We start from the raw sequence: 15,766 nt of genomic DNA on the forward strand, positions 1-15,766 counted from the left end.
GACGGCGCCTGCCGAAATCAAAAGAGCAGCAAGGGGGCAGCCGCGCGTCGTCCGACGTCACGGCGAGCGAGGCGGTTAGACATGGATCAATCGAACAATGCGCACCGGCAAAGTTGGAGCGAACACTTTTCCGGAACGCTCCGCCTCGGCCTGCCTCTCATCGGCGCACAATTGGCGCAGCTTGCCATCAATACGACGGATGTCATGATTGTCGGTCGTCTGGGTGCAATGGACCTGGCCGGCATCGTGCTGTCGATCCAATACTTCTTCGTGATCCTGTACTTTGGCTCAGGGTTTTCGATCGCAATCCTGCCGCTCGTCGCCCAAGGCATTGGACGCGGAGACAGGGATGGCGCGCGCCGCTTTATCCGCATGGCAGTATGGGCCTCGCTGGCCTATTCCGTTTTGGTTTTGCCGTTATTTTTGTTTTGCGAGCCCGTCTTGCTCTGGATGGGACAGAAGCCTGACGTGGTCGCGAAGGCTGCGTCCTATCTGACGATCATGGGCTTCGGCGTTGCACCTGCATTGGCGTTCATGGTGCTGAAGTCGTTCTTGAGTGTCATGGGCAGGACACGCATCATCTTCTACGTCAACCTCATATGTGTCGTCTTCAACGCGATCTTTGGCTACACATTTGCGCTTGGCCATTTTGGCTTTCCCGCATACGGCCTGAAGGGTGTGGCCTGGGTTGCCGTTGCAGTGGAAGTGCTGTTCGCACTCTGTCTCGCCATTTACATCGCACTTGTTCCGGAGTGCAGGAAATTTGCGCTTCACAAGGAGATGCTCACGCCGAATTGGCCAGCGCTCGCGGAAGTGCTCCGCCACGGCATACCCATCAGCATGATGATCCTGTCGGAAATGAGCCTGTTTTCCGTAGCAGCCATCATGATCGGCTGGATCGACACACTTCAACTCGCCGCACATGGCGTCGCCATGCAATTGGCCGCCATTGCGTTCATGGTCCCGCTCGGCCTCTCGCAGGCCGCAACCGTCAGAGTTGGATTGGCAGCGGGCCGCGCCGACCGCAGCGCCATCATCAGGACCGGGATCACCGCACTCGCCATGGCAGCGCTATTCGCATTGCTAAGCGGTAGCCTGCTGCTTTCGCAAGCACGGCTTCTCGCGGGATTTTTCATCGATGCATCCGCGCCCGACGCCGGGAAGGTTGTCGAGCTGGCAATACCCTTCATCACGCTTGCGGGCGCCTTTCAACTGTTCGACGGCCTGCAAACGGTCGCGGCGGGTCTCACTCGCGGCCTGAAGGATTCGGTCGTGCCGATGACACTCGCAATCGCCAGCTATTGGGGTATAGGCTTCCTCGGCGCCTACGTCCTCGCATTCCCGCTCGGCTTAGGCGGCATTGGGATATGGTTTGGTTTCGTCGCCGGTCTCGGTGCTGCCGCCGTTTCGCTGATCGTTCGCTTCGCGATACTTGCTCGGCGACCTCGATGAAGGGCTGGCTGAGTAAACTACGGCCGCGCCCGGAGCAGACAAGTATTAGTTGTTTGCTGCCACGGCTGTGACGAGTACCTGAACCTCATTGACTGGATTGGAAAGGGATCGCGCCGGCGAGATCGAGATTCTGCTCGCCGGTCGAGACGCGCATGTAGCCAATCAGCATGTCACTCCGCGTTTCCATATTAACTCAGACGGCAGGGAGTCTATCGGCTGTAGGTTTCTAAATAGGTATTGATGAAAATTAAGACTTTCGCGGTTCGGTTTCCGTGACAAAAATAGCCCGCGTATTTAACCAGGGGCTTGTCGAAATAATCCGAGCAAGAGATGGTCGCTCTGCTACCCCGCATTGCACGATCCACCTCGGCCATGTGTGTCAGGAAAAGAAGTCTCCACTCTGCAATAGGTCATCTTATGTCTGAGATTCCCCGCACTTCGGTTCCCAAAATCTGGCCGGCAAGCCGTGAGCCGGGTTTCCATAAGGTGTTTGAACTAACCCTGGATGATCATCTGGCGATTCAGCACACGACGCGCCAGCTACTGCCACTGCGGTCTTCCGTGCTTGCCATCTCGTTCATTGCGCTGTTCGTCGCTCTCATCACAAGCTACGATAGCTGGCGCTCCGGCAACGTGGTGCGGTTTGTCTTGGTAGTCGCCGCGACGGTGGCTCTATGCGCTCTGGCAACGGTCGTCCTGATCAAGCCGGCGCGCGGGCTGCTGCGCGCCATGTATCGTCGAAGGCTGGTCAAAAATGGCGGCGCGGGCGTACCGGTCGAGGCATGGGTGGATCAGGAAGGTATCCGCTTTACAGCGAACGGTCAGACGCTGAGCTGCCCGTGGCCGTCGCTCCGCGCGATCGAGGAAGAAGATGGCACTTTTTATTTCTGGATGTCCAAGACATGGGCGCATGTCTGGCCTGATCGCATTTTCGCTTCCGCAGAGGAACGACAGCATTTCCGCGACTATATTTTGAAGTGGTCCAGGCGTCCGATCGCCTCGCCGCCAGTTCTCGCCAGACTCGGCGCTGGCGGACGGGCCAATCTTCCCGATTGAAGGAACGCAGCCTCGGGCGGCGACAACACTTGCGCTCGCTCGCAAAACATCGCCGAACGTGCTTTCTCATCTTCGATCGGTTATGAGCCGATTCCCCAAAAGTCGTCGACCATGGGCGTGGTCCTTTGCCGCCAAATATGGTTGAGTTTGTTCTTGCGCTGTCCGCCGGATGGTCGCTAAAGCATGTTGCCATATCTGTGCGTTTCTCTGGCCGACAAGCGACCTCGGCTTAATCGAATGCGACAATCGAAGGCAATTCAAATGACCCGACATCTTTCTCTTCCGCGCGATCGGATTTCCGTACTTCTGCTTGAGGGCATCAGTCAGAGCGCCGTGGACTACTTTTCGTCGTCCGGCTACGTCAATCTCACGCATTTGCCGAAGGCTCTGGATGACAAGGATCTCAAAAGTCATATAGCCGATGCGCATATTATCGGAATTCGTTCACGCACACATCTGACAGACGAAATTTTCAGATCCGCCAAAAAGCTTATCGCCGTCGGTTGTTTTTCCGTGGGGACAAATCAGGTCGATCTGAATGCAGCGCGTCGACGCGGAATCCCCGTATTCAACGCGCCTTATTCGAATACGCGCTCGGTTGCAGAGCTTGTGATCGGCGAAATCATCATGCTGACGAGGCAGATTTTCCCGCGTTCAGCATCCGCCCACAAAGGTGGGTGGGAAAAATCGGCCGTAGGCAGTCGTGAGGTGCGCGGGAAAACGCTGGGCATCGTCGGCTACGGCAACATTGGGTCGCAACTTAGCGTCCTTGCGGAAAGCATGGGCATGATCGTGCGCTATTTCGATCCTTCAGATAAGCTTCGCCACGGCAATTCAGAGTCGATGGCAACGCTCGGCGAGCTTCTCGAAATCTCGGATTATGTGACGATGCATGTTCCGGAAACCAGTTCGACGCAAAACATGATCACTGAAGCCGAACTGCGCAGGATGAAAAAGGGAGCCATTTTCATCAACAATTCGCGCGGGACCGTGGTGGATCTCGAAGCGCTTGCCAAGGTTTTGAAAGAAGGACATCTCGCGGGTGCGGCTGTGGATGTGTTCCCGAAGGAGCCGGCATCAAATAGCGAGCGCTTCGAAACGCCGCTGCAAGGCTTGGATAATGTCATTCTCACTCCGCACATCGGCGGGTCGACCGAAGAAGCCCAGGAGCGCATTGGAAGGGAAGTCTCCAGGAAGCTTGTCGAGTATTCCGACGTCGGCTCGACGCTGGGCGCGGTCAATTTTCCCCAGGTTCAATTGCCGCCACGTCCAAATGGAACGCGTTTCATCCATGTTCATGAAAATCGCCCTGGCATCCTGAACAATCTGAATACGATTTTTTCGTCCCGTGGACTGAATATCGTCGGTGAGTTCCTGCAGACCTACGGCGAAACGGGTTACGTGGTCATTGAAGTCGAGGACGTTGGCGAGACGCCGGATGACATACTTGACGCGCTTCGCCAGATTCCGGGGACGATACGAGCTCGATTGGTTTACTGACGCCGGTGGGAAATTGGCATTCTCTAGGTGTTTCTGAGAGAGCTTTGTCGCCAGCGACCCAATCAGGCTAAGATTCACGCAAGGGGCGAGTCCCGTCACTTAAGAAAAGCCGATAGTGTGGAAGAACAGTGATATGCGCTCTGGCGCGGCATTGCGATCTTTCGACAGGCCTTATGCCGAAAACCACTGAAAGCTGCCCTTGATGGATATCACCGTTGAATTGTGTTCTTATCCCGATCTCGACGATCGCATCGCCATTATCAGAGCAGCGGACGAAGTCGACAGCGTCTTCGTCCGCACCGAGAGATTCAATGTTCTGATTGACACGCTGGCGACCCCGGCCCTCTGTGCGAGGGCACTCAAACTGCTTGGCGGACATTTGCAAGATCGACCGCTCGTTGTCGTCAACTCCCATATGGACTGGGATCATTTCTGGGGCAATGCGGCACTCCCCGGCGGAGTGCCGATCGTCGCGCATGCCAAAGCACTCGAGCGGTTGCGTGATCCGTCATCCCGACAAACTCTCAGCGACAAGATGCAGGAAAGCGCGCGGTTCCATGATATCGAGATCATCACCCCCAATATCACCTTTGCGGGCGAGGAGATGACGCTTCATGGCGGGGATCTCACGCTGGAGCTCATTCATACGCCCGGCCACGCTCCCGATCATGTGTCTGTGTGGATTCCCGAGATCGGTGTCTGCCTGGCCGTCGACGCAGTCGAGACGCCGATTCCGGAAGTTTGGAGCAAAGCTCCGGCTGACCTACGTGCGCTTTGCTCGTCGTTGAAGCGGATCCGTGATTTGAAGGCAAATCACGTTGTCCTCGCGCACGGCCAAACCTCTGCACCTGCTATCGTGGACGAAAACCTTTCCTACTTCGCAGCATTGCGCGACCGCGTCGCCGAACTAGCTGATGAACACTTGGCTGATCCGGCTCTAAACGAGCGACCCGGCCTACGACTACAGGATTTTGTCAACGTCCCGGCTGCGATGCCGGCGGAGACCGTCGTCTTCTACGAGAACTGCCACAAATCGAACCTTCGCGCGGCTGTCGAAGCGCGAAAAGCCACGTTTGCGTTCATTTAGTGCGGATAGGCTTTTGTCGGCCTATCCGCTCGATTAAGCAGGAACCTGAAACACACCATCAACATCGGTCCAAGCGAAAACTCGCCTCGTTCCGCTTTGCGGGTGAAGTTACGCAAATAACCACCCGCATTGTTGATGTGCCCTGCCCTCGTCACCGCGGTCGCGGTTTTCGGCCCGGGCGCATTGCAGGCGTTAACCACCGACCGCTTTGCTGCCCAGGTACGAAACTCACGCCGCTTGCGACTGCGACAGTCCTTCCATCGCCACGGCGCGCGCCGTCACGAAATCGATCTTGCCAGAGCCGAGTACCGGCACCTTGCCGACGGTGACTTCGGCAGGGACCATCATTTCCGTGGCGCCCTTCGATTTAGCGAATGCCAGGAAATCGCTTCGGTTCGCATCCGGCGCATCGGTCAGCAGGATAAGACGCTCGCCTTTCTTCGCGTCCGGTATAGCCGATACGACGCTGAGAGCACCAGGCCAGAGCTGCGCGGCAAGGGTCTCCACGGCGGCAAGCGAGATCATTTCGCCGCCAATCTTGGCAAAGCGCTTGGCCCGGCCGCGGATCTTGACGAAACCGTCCTCATCGATGGTGACGATGTCGCCGGTATCGTGCCAGCCCTCCCGCAGCGGCTCGAGGACGCCGGGATTGTCGGCGCGCAGGTAGCCGGCCATCACATTGGCGCCGCGAATAAGAAGACGGCCGCCCTCGTCGATGCCGGGAACCGGATCGAGCTTCCATTCCATCCCCGGCATGATCTTGCCGACCGTTCCCGTGCGGTTGTACATCGGCGTATTCAGCGAGATCACTGGGGCTGCCTCGGTCACGCCATAGCCTTCCAGGATACGCAGGCCGAATTTCTCCATATAGACCTCGCGGGTCGACGCCTTCACCGGCTCGGCGCCCGAGAAGATGTAGCGGATCGACCGGAGGTCGTAAGGATGAGCGGTGCGCGCATAGCCGTTCAGGAACGTATCCGTGCCGAAGACGATGGTGGCGTTCGAGACGTAAATCAGCTCCGGCACGATGCGGTAGTGCAGCGGCGACGGATAGAAGAACACCGGCACGCCCGAAACCAGCGGCAGGATCGTGCCCGCCGTCAGGCCGAAGGAATGGAACATCGGCAGAATGTTGAACACCTTGTCGCCGGGGTGGAAGTCGATGCGCGAGGCCGCCTGGGCTGCGTTCGAGAGGATATTGCGGTGGCTGAGCACCACGCCCTTCGGCGCACCTTCAGAACCGGAGGTAAAGAGGATAACGGCCGGATCATCGGCACTGCGCTTGACCAGCGGCCGGTACTTGCGGACGAGGCCGACGATCTTGTCGAGCGAGGTGACCTGCGTGCGCAGTTCGTCCAGCCACACGAACGTCACGTGCTTTTCGAGTTCCTCGACCACCGGGCCGAGCTTGGCCTGGGTGATGAAAGCGCGTGAGCAGAGCACATGCTTGACCTCTGCCGTCCGGCAGGCCGACAGGATGTTCGTAGCGCCGGCCGTAAAATTCAGCATGGCCGGAACCTTGCCCGCCGACATGACGCCGAGGACGGTCGCGGCCGTGCCATTGGCGTTCGGCAGCATGACGCCGAGCGTCTTCTCGTTCGGGAACATCTTCCGGAACTTCGCGCCCAGCACCGCAGCACCGGTCAGGAGCTTGGCATAGGACAGCTTGCCGGCAATCGGATCTTCGACGGCGAGCTTCTTGCCGCCATATTCATGGGCGCTTTCGATGACGCGGCCGAGGACGGTGTTGTCGGTGTCGGCGGTGCGGAACATCAGCGTCGACATGATCTGATAGAGAGCGGCACCGGCCGCGATGCGCCGTTTCCTGCCCTTGAGTTCTGCCGGAACGTCGAGCTTGACCGGCTCAAGGATCGTCACCTTGACCTTGGGGAAGAGACGGCGACGAACGTGACTCGAGGTCAGATAGGAGGCGTAGCTCTTTTCCAGGCCATCGATGCGAACGGGCACGATCATCGCGCCGGTCTTGTCTGCGACCATGGCCGCGCCGTCATAGACCTTCATCAGCGTGCCGGTGACGGTCAGGCGACCCTCGGGGAAGATGCCGACCGGGCTGCCATCCTGGATCACCTTGATCAGCGAGCGCGTCGCCATCGGCTTCGTCGGGTCGAGCGGCAGGAATTTGCACTTCGTCAAAAGCGGCCGCACCCACCATTTCTTGGCGAAGGCATAGTCGATCGCAAAGACAGGCTCTTCCTCGGTGATGGCAAGCGCCAGAGCACCGTCGAGCAGGCTCACATGGTTGAGCGCGATGATCGGCGCCGGGCCGGCCTTGCGGATGTTTTCAAGACCTTCGACTTCCAGCCGCATGAAGGCGCGGAAGATGATGGAGATGAGATCGCGGAAGGCGTTGGTCGGCAGCATTTTCAGCATGACCCAGGCGATCGCGATGTTAAGCACGGAGATGCTGAGAATGATGACCGGAACAGACAGGCCGATAGCCTGCAGGACAGCGACGAGCGCCAAGCCAACGGCAATAAAGAGAGCGGACAGGACATTCGATGCGCCGATGACACGGGCGCGGCGATCCTCATGTGCCCAGCTCTGCATGGCCGAGAAAGTCGGAACGGCCAGGAAGGCACCACCGATCGCCATGCCGGCGAGGTCGATGGCAACGCGAATGGTCTTCGGCCCGGCGAAGAAGGCAAGAATGGTTTCGGCATGGGCGGTCGACTGAAGGCCCCACAGGTTCCAGGCGAGATCGAGACCGAAGAGCGCAACAATCAGCATGCCCACGGGCGCCGGCAGCAGCACGATGCGGCCTGCAGCCATCCAGCCGGCGATGGCCGAGCCGATGGCAACGGAGATGGCAAAGATCGCCAGATAAGCAGGGACGACAATTTCCGAGCCGCCGAGAATGTCGGTCACCATGACCGGCAGCATCGACATGATGAACGAGCCGACGAACCAGAACCAGCAGTTCATCAACGAGGCGCGCCAGATGCGGCTATCGGCGCGAAGTTCGTTCACGAGCCTGTAGCTGGAACGCACGACATTGGTGTCGACGACCAGATCCGGCGCCTTGGAACCGGTCGAGGGGATCATGCGTGCAGCAAACCAGCAGAGGATGGAAAGCCCCATCATCATCGGGCCGAAGATCCAGACATTCTCGCCCTCGCGGAAGGCGACTGCCGCAACCATGGTGCCCGTGAGAATGGCGATGAAAGTGCCGCCCTCGATCCAGGCATTGGCCTTGGGAAGATCCCGGCTTTCCAGATGATCCGGCAGGATGCCGTATTTGATCGGCCCGAAGAGCGAGGAGATGACGCCAAAGCCGAAAAGGGCGAGCATCAGGATCCAGATGGACGAGAAGCCGATGCCGACGACGGATATCGCTGCCACGCCAAGCTCACATCGCTTCAGAAGCTCAGCCATCTTCGCCTTGTCATATTTGTCGGCGAGTTCGCCGGCAATCGCCGACAAGAGCAGGAACGGCACGATGAAGATGCCGCCGGCAAGCGTCACCAGCGCCGCACCCTCCGTCGCCATCTGCGCTAGAATGACAAAAACCAGAGTCTGCTTGAGAAAATTATCGTTGAAAGCGGTGAGGAACTGCGTCCAAAACAGCGGCGCGAACTTCCTCGATCTCATTAAGTGCTTTTGCATGGCGTACCCCTCATTCAGCCAACAAGACGCCACAGAGTTATTACGCAAAGGTTGAGCGCGGATACAACTCTGCGGCGTCGTTAATAAAGTTTAGTCCTGACCGTCACGATTGAACTTAACCAGCAGCTTTTCCGTGCGGGCATCCTCTACCTTGCGGATCAGCCTGTCAGCCTCGGCATTGTCGCGGATCGTCTTGGTCACGTTGACCGCCGTCTGCACCAGCATCAGGATGCCCATGGCGAGATAGCCTTTGCCCCAGAGATCGATCGGCATCATGTAGAGACCGACGAACAGCATGAAGGCGGCGGCGCCGAAGGAGATGTAGGAAAAGCTGACCCAAGCCTGGGAGTGTTTCTGGAAGCTGTCGTTCATGATCGTATCCTCTCTTATGTGTTTGATGTGTTTGGTTTCAGGCTGCTGAATTCATGCGTTCGCGAAGGCGGGCGAGCACGCCATCGGCCGAGGGGCCAAGCGGTGCGCCGAAGCCGGCGCTGGCGAGTTTTTCGATGACGATTTCGGGCCGGCTCGCGGCGTCCATTTCCTTCATGGCCGATGCGGTGATCTCGCAGCGATTTTGATAGGCCTGGAGGCGGGCAAGCGTTTCCTCGGCCTCGTCGAGCGTAACCAGGCCAGCGGCGGCGTCGCTAACGGCATTAAGCTTCTGTGTCTGTTCGGTGGCACGAGCCAGCCGCTCGCCACGCTGCAATTGCTGCAGACGCGCTTCCGATGCGCGGACGGTTGCCTTGAGCTTACCGATCGTCTGGATGAATTGCGCCTGCGCCTTCTCGGAGGCATCGCGCTCGGCCTCGAGCTGGGCAATCGCTTCTGCCGCTTCCCGGGCAAGCTCGTCACTGCCCTTCTGCAGGGCGGCAATGGCCCGGGTTTCCAGATCCGCGATGCGCGCGGTGATCGCCATGTGCTGGCTCTTTTCCTGCTCATTCTGCGCAATGGCAACCGCCACTGCTCGCCGCGCCGACTGGATGGCGCTCGCCGCGTCGCGGATCTGCTGCGCAAGCAGCGGCACGGCATTGCGATCGATGAACGCCTGCTCCGCATCGTAGGCCCGGCCGCGGATGAGCGTCAGAATTGAATTGAACATTTGTCGTCTCCCGTTTATGAACGATGTTCATGAAACGATGTATGCCAGAATCGTGAACGACGTTCAAGAATAATTTTGAACGACGTTCAAAAATCGGATTGGAATGGTTAATGGCGAGAAAAACCCTGGAAAAGCGCGAGGATCTGAGGTTGCGGCTGATCGAGGCGGCGCGAAATCGCATCGCGGCCGACGGCCTTTCCAACCTCAGGGCACGCGACGTCACGCAGGATGTCGGCTGCGCTCTTGGAGGTCTCTATACGGTCTTTGCCGATCTCGACGATCTCGTCATTCACGTCAATTCGTCGACGCTGAAGGCGCTTGAAGCCTCGCTGACGCTGGCGGAGGTCAAGGATCACACGCCGACGGACCGCCTGCGCAACCTCGCACGCGGTTATCTGCGGTTCGCGGTCGCTCATCGCAATCTATGGAAGGCGCTCTTCGACCATCGGCCGCCGGATAATCGTCCGAGCCCCGAATGGCATCTGGAAGAGCACATGTTTTTGATGGGCATCATTGCCGAGCCGCTTGCCGAACTGCAGCCGACCATGTCGGAGACGGCGCGCGCCATCCGTGCGCGAACCTTGTTCGGCGCCGTTCACGGCGTCGTCAGCATCAGCCTCGAAGGGCGGTTCGTCGGCCTGCCGGTCGAAAGCCTGGAACGGGAGCTCGACGACTTTATCTTGACAGTCGCGGCCGGAGCCGCGGCAAGGCAGGGCTAAAGCATGCCAGGGGATTGGGAATGGCGTGCCCGATCATCGCGCTATGTACAGTAACGCGCTGACAACAGAGACGCCGCCGATCGGGGCTAAAAATAGGAGCAGGAGTTCAAGTCCGAGCGCCCACATCAGCAATTTCTGCTGACCCGGCGTCAAGTGCGGAGGCTTTCTTTCCGGCTTCCGAGGGCTCCCTCCTCCTCCATAGAACCCATTTAAATCGCGATACATTTGCGCCTCCATCATTTATGGAGAAACTATGGTTGCTGCACATGGTTCCTGCGATGGATTTGGAACCAAGCACCGCACTCCATATCGCTGGGATTAAGATGTTTCGCCTTGAAGAGCAGTGCAGTTTCGAACAGATCATCAAGAAGAGCACGTTTCGCGCCGTCGCAATCCCGGTCGATACCGAGGAGACCGCGAAACTGGCTCTTCAGACCGTCGCCACAGCAACAGGGGCCAATCACAATTGCTGGGCCTGGCGCATCGGACAAGCCTACCGCTTTTCGGATGATGGCGAGCCGAGCGGGACAGCCGGAAAGCCGATATTGGCTGCAATCGACGGGCAGTCAGTTGACCGTGTGATTCTGGTCGTTTCCAGATGGTTCGGCGGCGTTCTGCTTGGGACGGGAGGTCTCGTGCGAGCCTATGGCGGGAGCGCCGCAGCCTGCCTGCGGGCAGCGAAGCTCATCGCTTTTACGCCGATGATCGCCGGACAAGCGAAAATTCAGTTTAGCGATCTGGCTCTCGTAAAGGCACGCCTCGCCTCGCTCGATCAGGTTCGCATTGTCGAACAGCACTTCACCGACGAAGGTTGCGACGCGACAATCCAATTGCCTCAAGAGGATGTCCAAGCCGTCGCACAACTCATAAATGATCTTACAAACGGGCGCTCGTCGCTTCGTATGGACGACTGATCTTAATTCGATCGCTCCTCTTGAACCTATCTCGTTACCAGTTGCCGGGGTCTGCGGTATGGTCGATGCTGGCAAATTCATCTGCCTTTTCACGATCCAGCGTTATGCTGGTAGTGGAGTTTGAGTCATCCATGACCGAAAAATGAAGCGGTGGCTGCCCTTTCGTCAGCTCCTGGTACATGAGCAGGGCGGCCTCTTCGGCGGTATCAGCTTCGATTTCGTTCGCGACGATAACGTTAAACTTGCGCATCTCAGTTCCCTTATCTTTGCCGCCCTGATCCTAGCATCACCTCGCAGGACCGTCGCCTGCCGAAGCGACCGACCGGCACCTCGGCGTTCAATTCTCTCCCGCCCCATCGAAAATCTCGCATGCTACTGTAGCGTATGCTTCGGATCCAAATCCCGAACAAAGGCGTCCATCGGTTCAAGCATTCTGCGGCCATCCAATCCGGTCGCCACAACAGAGAGGCGGAACCTACCGTCGAGATTGCGGTCGAAGATCGCACCGATGACGATTTCCGCATCGCCTTCCACTTCGTCGCGAATGCGGCTCGCTGCCTCGTCCACCTCAAAGAGCGTCATATCCGAGCCGCCGGAGATCGAGACTAAAACACCCTTCGCACCTCTCATTGAAACGTCGTTCAGCAACGGATTCGCGATTGCCGCCTCGGCCGCTCTCATCGCACGGTTTTCCCCGGTCGCTTCGCCCGTGCCCATCATAGCTCGGCCCATACCTCGCATGACCGATTTCACGTCAGCGAAATCAAGGTTGATCAGGCCTTCCTTGACGATGAGATCGGTGATGCATCCAACGCCGGAATAAAGCACGCGATCGGCGGTCATGAAGGCATCCGCGAAAGTGGTCTTTGCATCGGCTATGCGAAACAAATTCTGATTGGGAATTACGATGACGGTATCGGCTGCCTGCTGCAGCGCCTCGATGCCGAGCTCCGCTGTCTTCATGCGGCGATTGCCCTCGAACGAAAACGGCTTGGTGACCACGCCGACGGTTAGGATGCCAGCCGAACGGGCAGCTTGTGCGATCACCGGCGCCGCACCCGTCCCCGTTCCGCCGCCCATTCCGGCGGTGACGAAGCACATGTGCGAACCGCTCAGATGATCCATGATCTCATCGATCGATTCCTCGGCAGCCGCGCGGCCAACTTCCGGCAGCGAACCTGCACCGAGACCTTCGGTTACATTTGCTCCGAGCTGGATGCGGCGAGCTGCCTTCGATGTCGCGAGGACCTGGGCGTCCGTGTTTGCCGCGATGAAGTCCACACCCGCCAGATTTTCAGCAATCATGTTATTGATCGCGTTTCCGCCGCCACCGCCTACGCCAATGACAGTAATGTTTGGCCTTAGGCCAGAGATGCCGCTCTTGGCGTCCGTCATGTTTACTTCCCTCATCCATCTTGGTCGCACGTTTATCGCTTCGAACAGCGAGTCGCGGTTCATCGTAGAAGCGCAACAAGGCGTTGACAGGGCAAAGGCCGACCGTTTGAGCGCAATCGGGCGGATGAAATTCCACAATTGACGGCTCGATATCGGCGGCGGATAACTCCGTCATGGCGATACGGGGTATTGCGGTCGGGAGCATCTGGATGGCTTGCGCATGAAAGAAAGTGAGCGTTTGGCGATCATTGCGAACGCGATAGCGGCGTTCAATGAGAGCAATCGTGAGCTGGCAAAGCAGCTTTGCGAAGCCGGTTTAAATCAGTTTCCATCGGATCCGTCGCTCTCTCATCTTTTGGCAGCCATTCTGTTTGCAGAAGAAGATTTTTCCGGTGCTCGGGAAAAAATAGAGAAGAGTCTTGCAGCTCAACCAAGGAACGCCCCCGCCCTCATTCTCGCCGGTAAAATTTATCGAGCAGAGCATAAACTGGAAGCGGCATTGATGCAGCTTGAGAAAGCGGCAAGCCTGGAAGTCCGGCTAGAGATTTTTGTCGAGAAAGCCCGAATTTTCGACCAGATGGGCAACAAGTCGGCTGCACGCGATGCTTGGAGCATGGTTCTCAATGCCAAGCCGACATCCCTGGAAGCTTTGAATCGGCTCAGTTCGCTAGCGAGAGAACGTGGCGCCCTCGTTGAAGCAGAGCAACTGCTCGAACGCGCCGTTGCCCTCGAAGACCATCCAAAAATTTGGTTTGAGTTAGCACTCGTGCGGCACGATCTGCAGAACCTGGTTGGCGCAGCCGAGGCTTACCAACGTGTGCTCGAAATGAACGCAGATGCGCCGGAGGCGGCCGTCAACTTGGGTGTCGTATTGCAAGAGGCGGGCAGAATGGACGAGGCGATGGCGGCCTTCTCGACGGCTTATGCGCTGGACGCATCCACGTTTGGCGTCATTGCCATGGCTCTTACCTCGGCGCCGTGCGGTCGGCTGTGGCTCGACGAGGAGGTTCTGCGTCAATCATTGGTTAGCGGAGCGACCGCGCTTGGCCCGAAATCGCTTGCGGTAGACGCCCGGTGTTGAAAGCACGGTGGCAACCGTCTGCGTATACGCTTCCTGCCGTTGCTCATCCAACTCCTCAAAAACAAGTTCGGGCATGCTGCGTGGAACCGCAAAACACTGTGCGACCGGCGTTCCGCGGGCCAGGATCCCCGAGAATTCAGGTTCAGTCCAAATTGCCGGGAAATTGATCCCGCCGTCAGTAAACCGGTCGGAATCCACAAGGCCTGTGACAAGCCGAAAGGGAAGATCGGCACGGTTGATGGGATGTGTTGCAAAGAGCGACCAGCCATCATCGAGCTGGATTGTCCAGAAACTGTTGAATTTGACCGCCGCCTGCCCGGCGATTTCAAACGGGCTGCCGGTCAATTGCCCAGGCGTATGAAAACTGAGCGGCGATCGAGGATGTCGCTCGGTGGTTGGCGACGGAATATCCCAATTCCAGGAAAAGGCACCCTTATCCACAAGCACATCGCACGGCAAAAGTATCGTGAAGCCATACGCCATCGCATCGACCACGGGAGGGCACTGCTTCAAAGTGCGCACGTCGCGACCGTGAATTGCCGAATAGGCGGTGTTGGGCATAGTGCGCAGCCAGTCCGGCAGCGCACTGCGAGCAAGGACGGGACGCGGCAGATATTCGGCCAAGGCCGGGTCACATCGGAAAATAATACGCATTGCGCCCGCCTCCAGTGCTGTCCGCCGGTCAAGACCGACGAGTTGGGGGACGCTATCATGGGAATCTTCGCATTGATACACGGCCGTGCGCTCGTTCCCGCAGAGCAATTTGCGGCCGGCGTCAGAGAACTAGGCTAGTTCGATGCCTTCAGCACCCGATGCGTACTCGAATCCATCGCCTGGCCGGTTTCTTTTGCATCCTTCGCCATTCCCTTTACCGTGTTTGCGCAAGACGATAGCGTCAACAGGACCAGCATTGCAGTGGCGAGTGAGACTTTGAGCATCGTTAAATCTCCCCATGGAATGGTATGGATTCAATTTAACCGCGCATCTTTTCTTTTCAAGGAAGGCCGATCCGAAACTCGCATAGGGGTCGATTCTCAACGGACGTGGAGGGTATGAAGATGGCAGCATCTCGGATTGCCGGTGTGATGGTTGCGGGCTATGTAATCGGCAATAGGCTCTGAAATAGCGAGGGCTTTCGGAATGGCTCATTCGCTTCTGAAACTGAAACGGGTATATGACGAACCCTCGAACGAAGACGGTCGCAGGGTGCTTGTCGATCGGTTGTGGCCACGCGGTCTATCCAAGAAAGATGCGGAACTGAGCGACTGGATCAAGGAAGTGGCTCCATCGCCGGAGCTCCGGAAGTGGTTTGATCACAGGCCGGAGCGGTTCATGGACTTTCGGGAAAGATACCGGCAGGAACTGGCGTCGAATCCGGCGGTGCAGGCATTGCTTCATTTTGAGGATGGACCGGTGACACTGCTGTATGGCGCGAAGGATCCGGTTCACAACCATGCAGTGGTGCTTCTGGAGTTTCTGAAGACCTTGGAAGATCGGGGCTCGTGACCAGCGCGGTTTAAACAGGAAACGAGGAATGTTAGCGGTCGATCGACACGAAAATGAGTCGCGACTCATCATAATGTTTGGAGGCTCGAAGGCGAATTCGGTCGCTCGAACGCAACCATTTCTCTTTATGCCAAAGCGCTAATCAAGATGGGCGCTTCATCGGGCAATGCGGCTAACCGATGGAGAAAACAGGGAGAATCGTGATTCGTTGTTTAGCCGGGAAACGGCGTTAGGATTGCTCTAACCTTATTTTGCTGGACGAAAACACAGAATCATGGCCTTTGTTAGCGGGTGGCGGCCGATAGAACGAGTGTAGGCCGCCAAGAGGGACAG

Annotated in this window: 14 protein-coding genes and 2 pseudogenes; 8 read left to right on the forward strand and 8 right to left on the reverse strand. The window is 57.9% G+C overall.

The window, feature by feature from the left end; genetic code table 11:
• Positions 1–81 precede the first annotated feature (81 nt).
• The 4 genes from QA648_RS31990 to QA648_RS32005 all read left to right on the forward strand — a co-directional run bounded on the left by QA648_RS31990 (position 82) and on the right by QA648_RS32005 (position 5,095).
• The gene (locus QA648_RS31990) at positions 82–1,452 is read left to right on the forward strand and encodes an MATE family efflux transporter (protein WP_283052985.1); all 1,371 of its coding nucleotides are present in this window, start codon (positions 82–84) and stop codon (positions 1,450–1,452) included.
• A 417-nt stretch (positions 1,453–1,869) separates the two neighbouring features.
• Positions 1,870–2,508 carry a YcxB family protein gene (locus QA648_RS31995; protein WP_283052987.1) on the forward strand — a complete coding sequence of 213 codons (639 nt, stop codon included), beginning with the start codon at positions 1,870–1,872 and terminating at the stop codon, positions 2,506–2,508.
• A gap of 261 nt (positions 2,509–2,769) precedes the next feature.
• Positions 2,770–4,008: a phosphoglycerate dehydrogenase gene (gene serA / locus QA648_RS32000; RefSeq protein WP_283052988.1), complete on the forward strand. Its 1,239-nt coding sequence runs from the start codon at positions 2,770–2,772 to the stop codon at positions 4,006–4,008.
• Positions 4,009–4,210: 202 nt separating this feature from the next.
• Positions 4,211–5,095, forward strand: coding sequence for an MBL fold metallo-hydrolase (locus QA648_RS32005; protein ID WP_283052989.1), 885 nt, complete (start codon positions 4,211–4,213; stop codon positions 5,093–5,095).
• On the opposite strand, the pseudogene repC reads toward QA648_RS32005, so the two are convergent.
• The 4 genes and pseudogenes from repC to QA648_RS32025 form a co-directional block, all read right to left on the reverse strand.
• A pseudogene (gene repC / locus QA648_RS32010) lies at positions 5,092–5,244 on the reverse strand (replication initiation protein RepC); the annotation flags it as partial. The gene QA648_RS32005 and the pseudogene repC overlap by 4 nt on opposite strands.
• A gap of 79 nt (positions 5,245–5,323) precedes the next feature.
• Positions 5,324–8,719 carry an acyl-[ACP]--phospholipid O-acyltransferase gene (locus tag QA648_RS32015; protein WP_283052990.1) on the reverse strand — a complete coding sequence of 1,132 codons (3,396 nt, stop codon included), beginning with the start codon at positions 8,717–8,719 and terminating at the stop codon, positions 5,324–5,326.
• A gap of 90 nt (positions 8,720–8,809) precedes the next feature.
• The gene (locus tag QA648_RS32020; RefSeq protein ID WP_104827797.1) at positions 8,810–9,091 is read right to left on the reverse strand and encodes a YiaA/YiaB family inner membrane protein; all 282 of its coding nucleotides are present in this window, start codon (positions 9,089–9,091) and stop codon (positions 8,810–8,812) included.
• A gap of 37 nt (positions 9,092–9,128) precedes the next feature.
• Positions 9,129–9,818, reverse strand: a complete 690-nt coding sequence (locus QA648_RS32025; protein ID WP_104827798.1) for a PspA/IM30 family protein — start codon at positions 9,816–9,818, stop codon at positions 9,129–9,131.
• A gap of 110 nt (positions 9,819–9,928) precedes the next feature.
• On the opposite strand from QA648_RS32025, the gene QA648_RS32030 reads away from it, so the two are divergent.
• Both QA648_RS32030 and QA648_RS32035 read left to right on the forward strand, forming a co-directional pair.
• Complete coding sequence (locus QA648_RS32030; RefSeq protein ID WP_283052993.1) at positions 9,929–10,537, forward strand: TetR-like C-terminal domain-containing protein; 609 nt, start codon at positions 9,929–9,931, stop codon at positions 10,535–10,537.
• 323 nt (positions 10,538–10,860) lie between these two features.
• The gene (locus QA648_RS32035; protein WP_104828001.1) at positions 10,861–11,451 is read left to right on the forward strand and encodes a YigZ family protein; all 591 of its coding nucleotides are present in this window, start codon (positions 10,861–10,863) and stop codon (positions 11,449–11,451) included.
• A gap of 34 nt (positions 11,452–11,485) precedes the next feature.
• On the opposite strand, the gene QA648_RS32040 is transcribed toward QA648_RS32035, so the two are convergent.
• Together QA648_RS32040 and ftsZ are read right to left on the reverse strand one after the other, a co-directional pair.
• The gene (locus tag QA648_RS32040) at positions 11,486–11,701 is read right to left on the reverse strand and encodes a hypothetical protein (RefSeq protein WP_260304580.1); all 216 of its coding nucleotides are present in this window, start codon (positions 11,699–11,701) and stop codon (positions 11,486–11,488) included.
• Positions 11,702–11,892: 191 nt separating this feature from the next.
• Positions 11,893–12,846, reverse strand: a pseudogene (gene ftsZ / locus QA648_RS32045) (cell division protein FtsZ); the annotation flags it as partial.
• A gap of 220 nt (positions 12,847–13,066) precedes the next feature.
• Here ftsZ and QA648_RS32050 point away from each other — a divergent pair.
• On the forward strand, positions 13,067–13,927 hold the full coding sequence (locus QA648_RS32050; RefSeq protein WP_283052994.1) for a tetratricopeptide repeat protein: 861 nt from the start codon (positions 13,067–13,069) through the stop codon (positions 13,925–13,927).
• Here QA648_RS32050 and QA648_RS32055 read toward each other — a convergent pair.
• Together QA648_RS32055 and QA648_RS32060 are read right to left on the reverse strand one after the other, a co-directional pair.
• Positions 13,865–14,581, reverse strand: a complete 717-nt coding sequence (locus QA648_RS32055) for a hypothetical protein (RefSeq protein WP_283052996.1) — start codon at positions 14,579–14,581, stop codon at positions 13,865–13,867. The genes QA648_RS32050 and QA648_RS32055 overlap by 63 nt on opposite strands.
• 134 nt (positions 14,582–14,715) lie before the next feature.
• On the reverse strand, positions 14,716–14,865 hold the full coding sequence (locus tag QA648_RS32060) for an entericidin (RefSeq protein WP_104827804.1): 150 nt from the start codon (positions 14,863–14,865) through the stop codon (positions 14,716–14,718).
• 202 nt (positions 14,866–15,067) lie between these two features.
• Here QA648_RS32060 and QA648_RS32065 point away from each other — a divergent pair, with 202 nt between their 5' ends.
• A complete protein-coding gene (locus tag QA648_RS32065) occupies positions 15,068–15,433 on the forward strand; it encodes a DUF488 family protein (protein ID WP_260304584.1) in 366 nt (121 codons plus the stop codon).
• The last annotated feature ends 333 nt before the right edge of the window (positions 15,434–15,766 follow it).

Source organism: Rhizobium sp. CB3171, assembly GCF_029714265.1.
Taxonomy (GTDB): Bacteria; Pseudomonadota; Alphaproteobacteria; order Rhizobiales; family Rhizobiaceae; genus Rhizobium.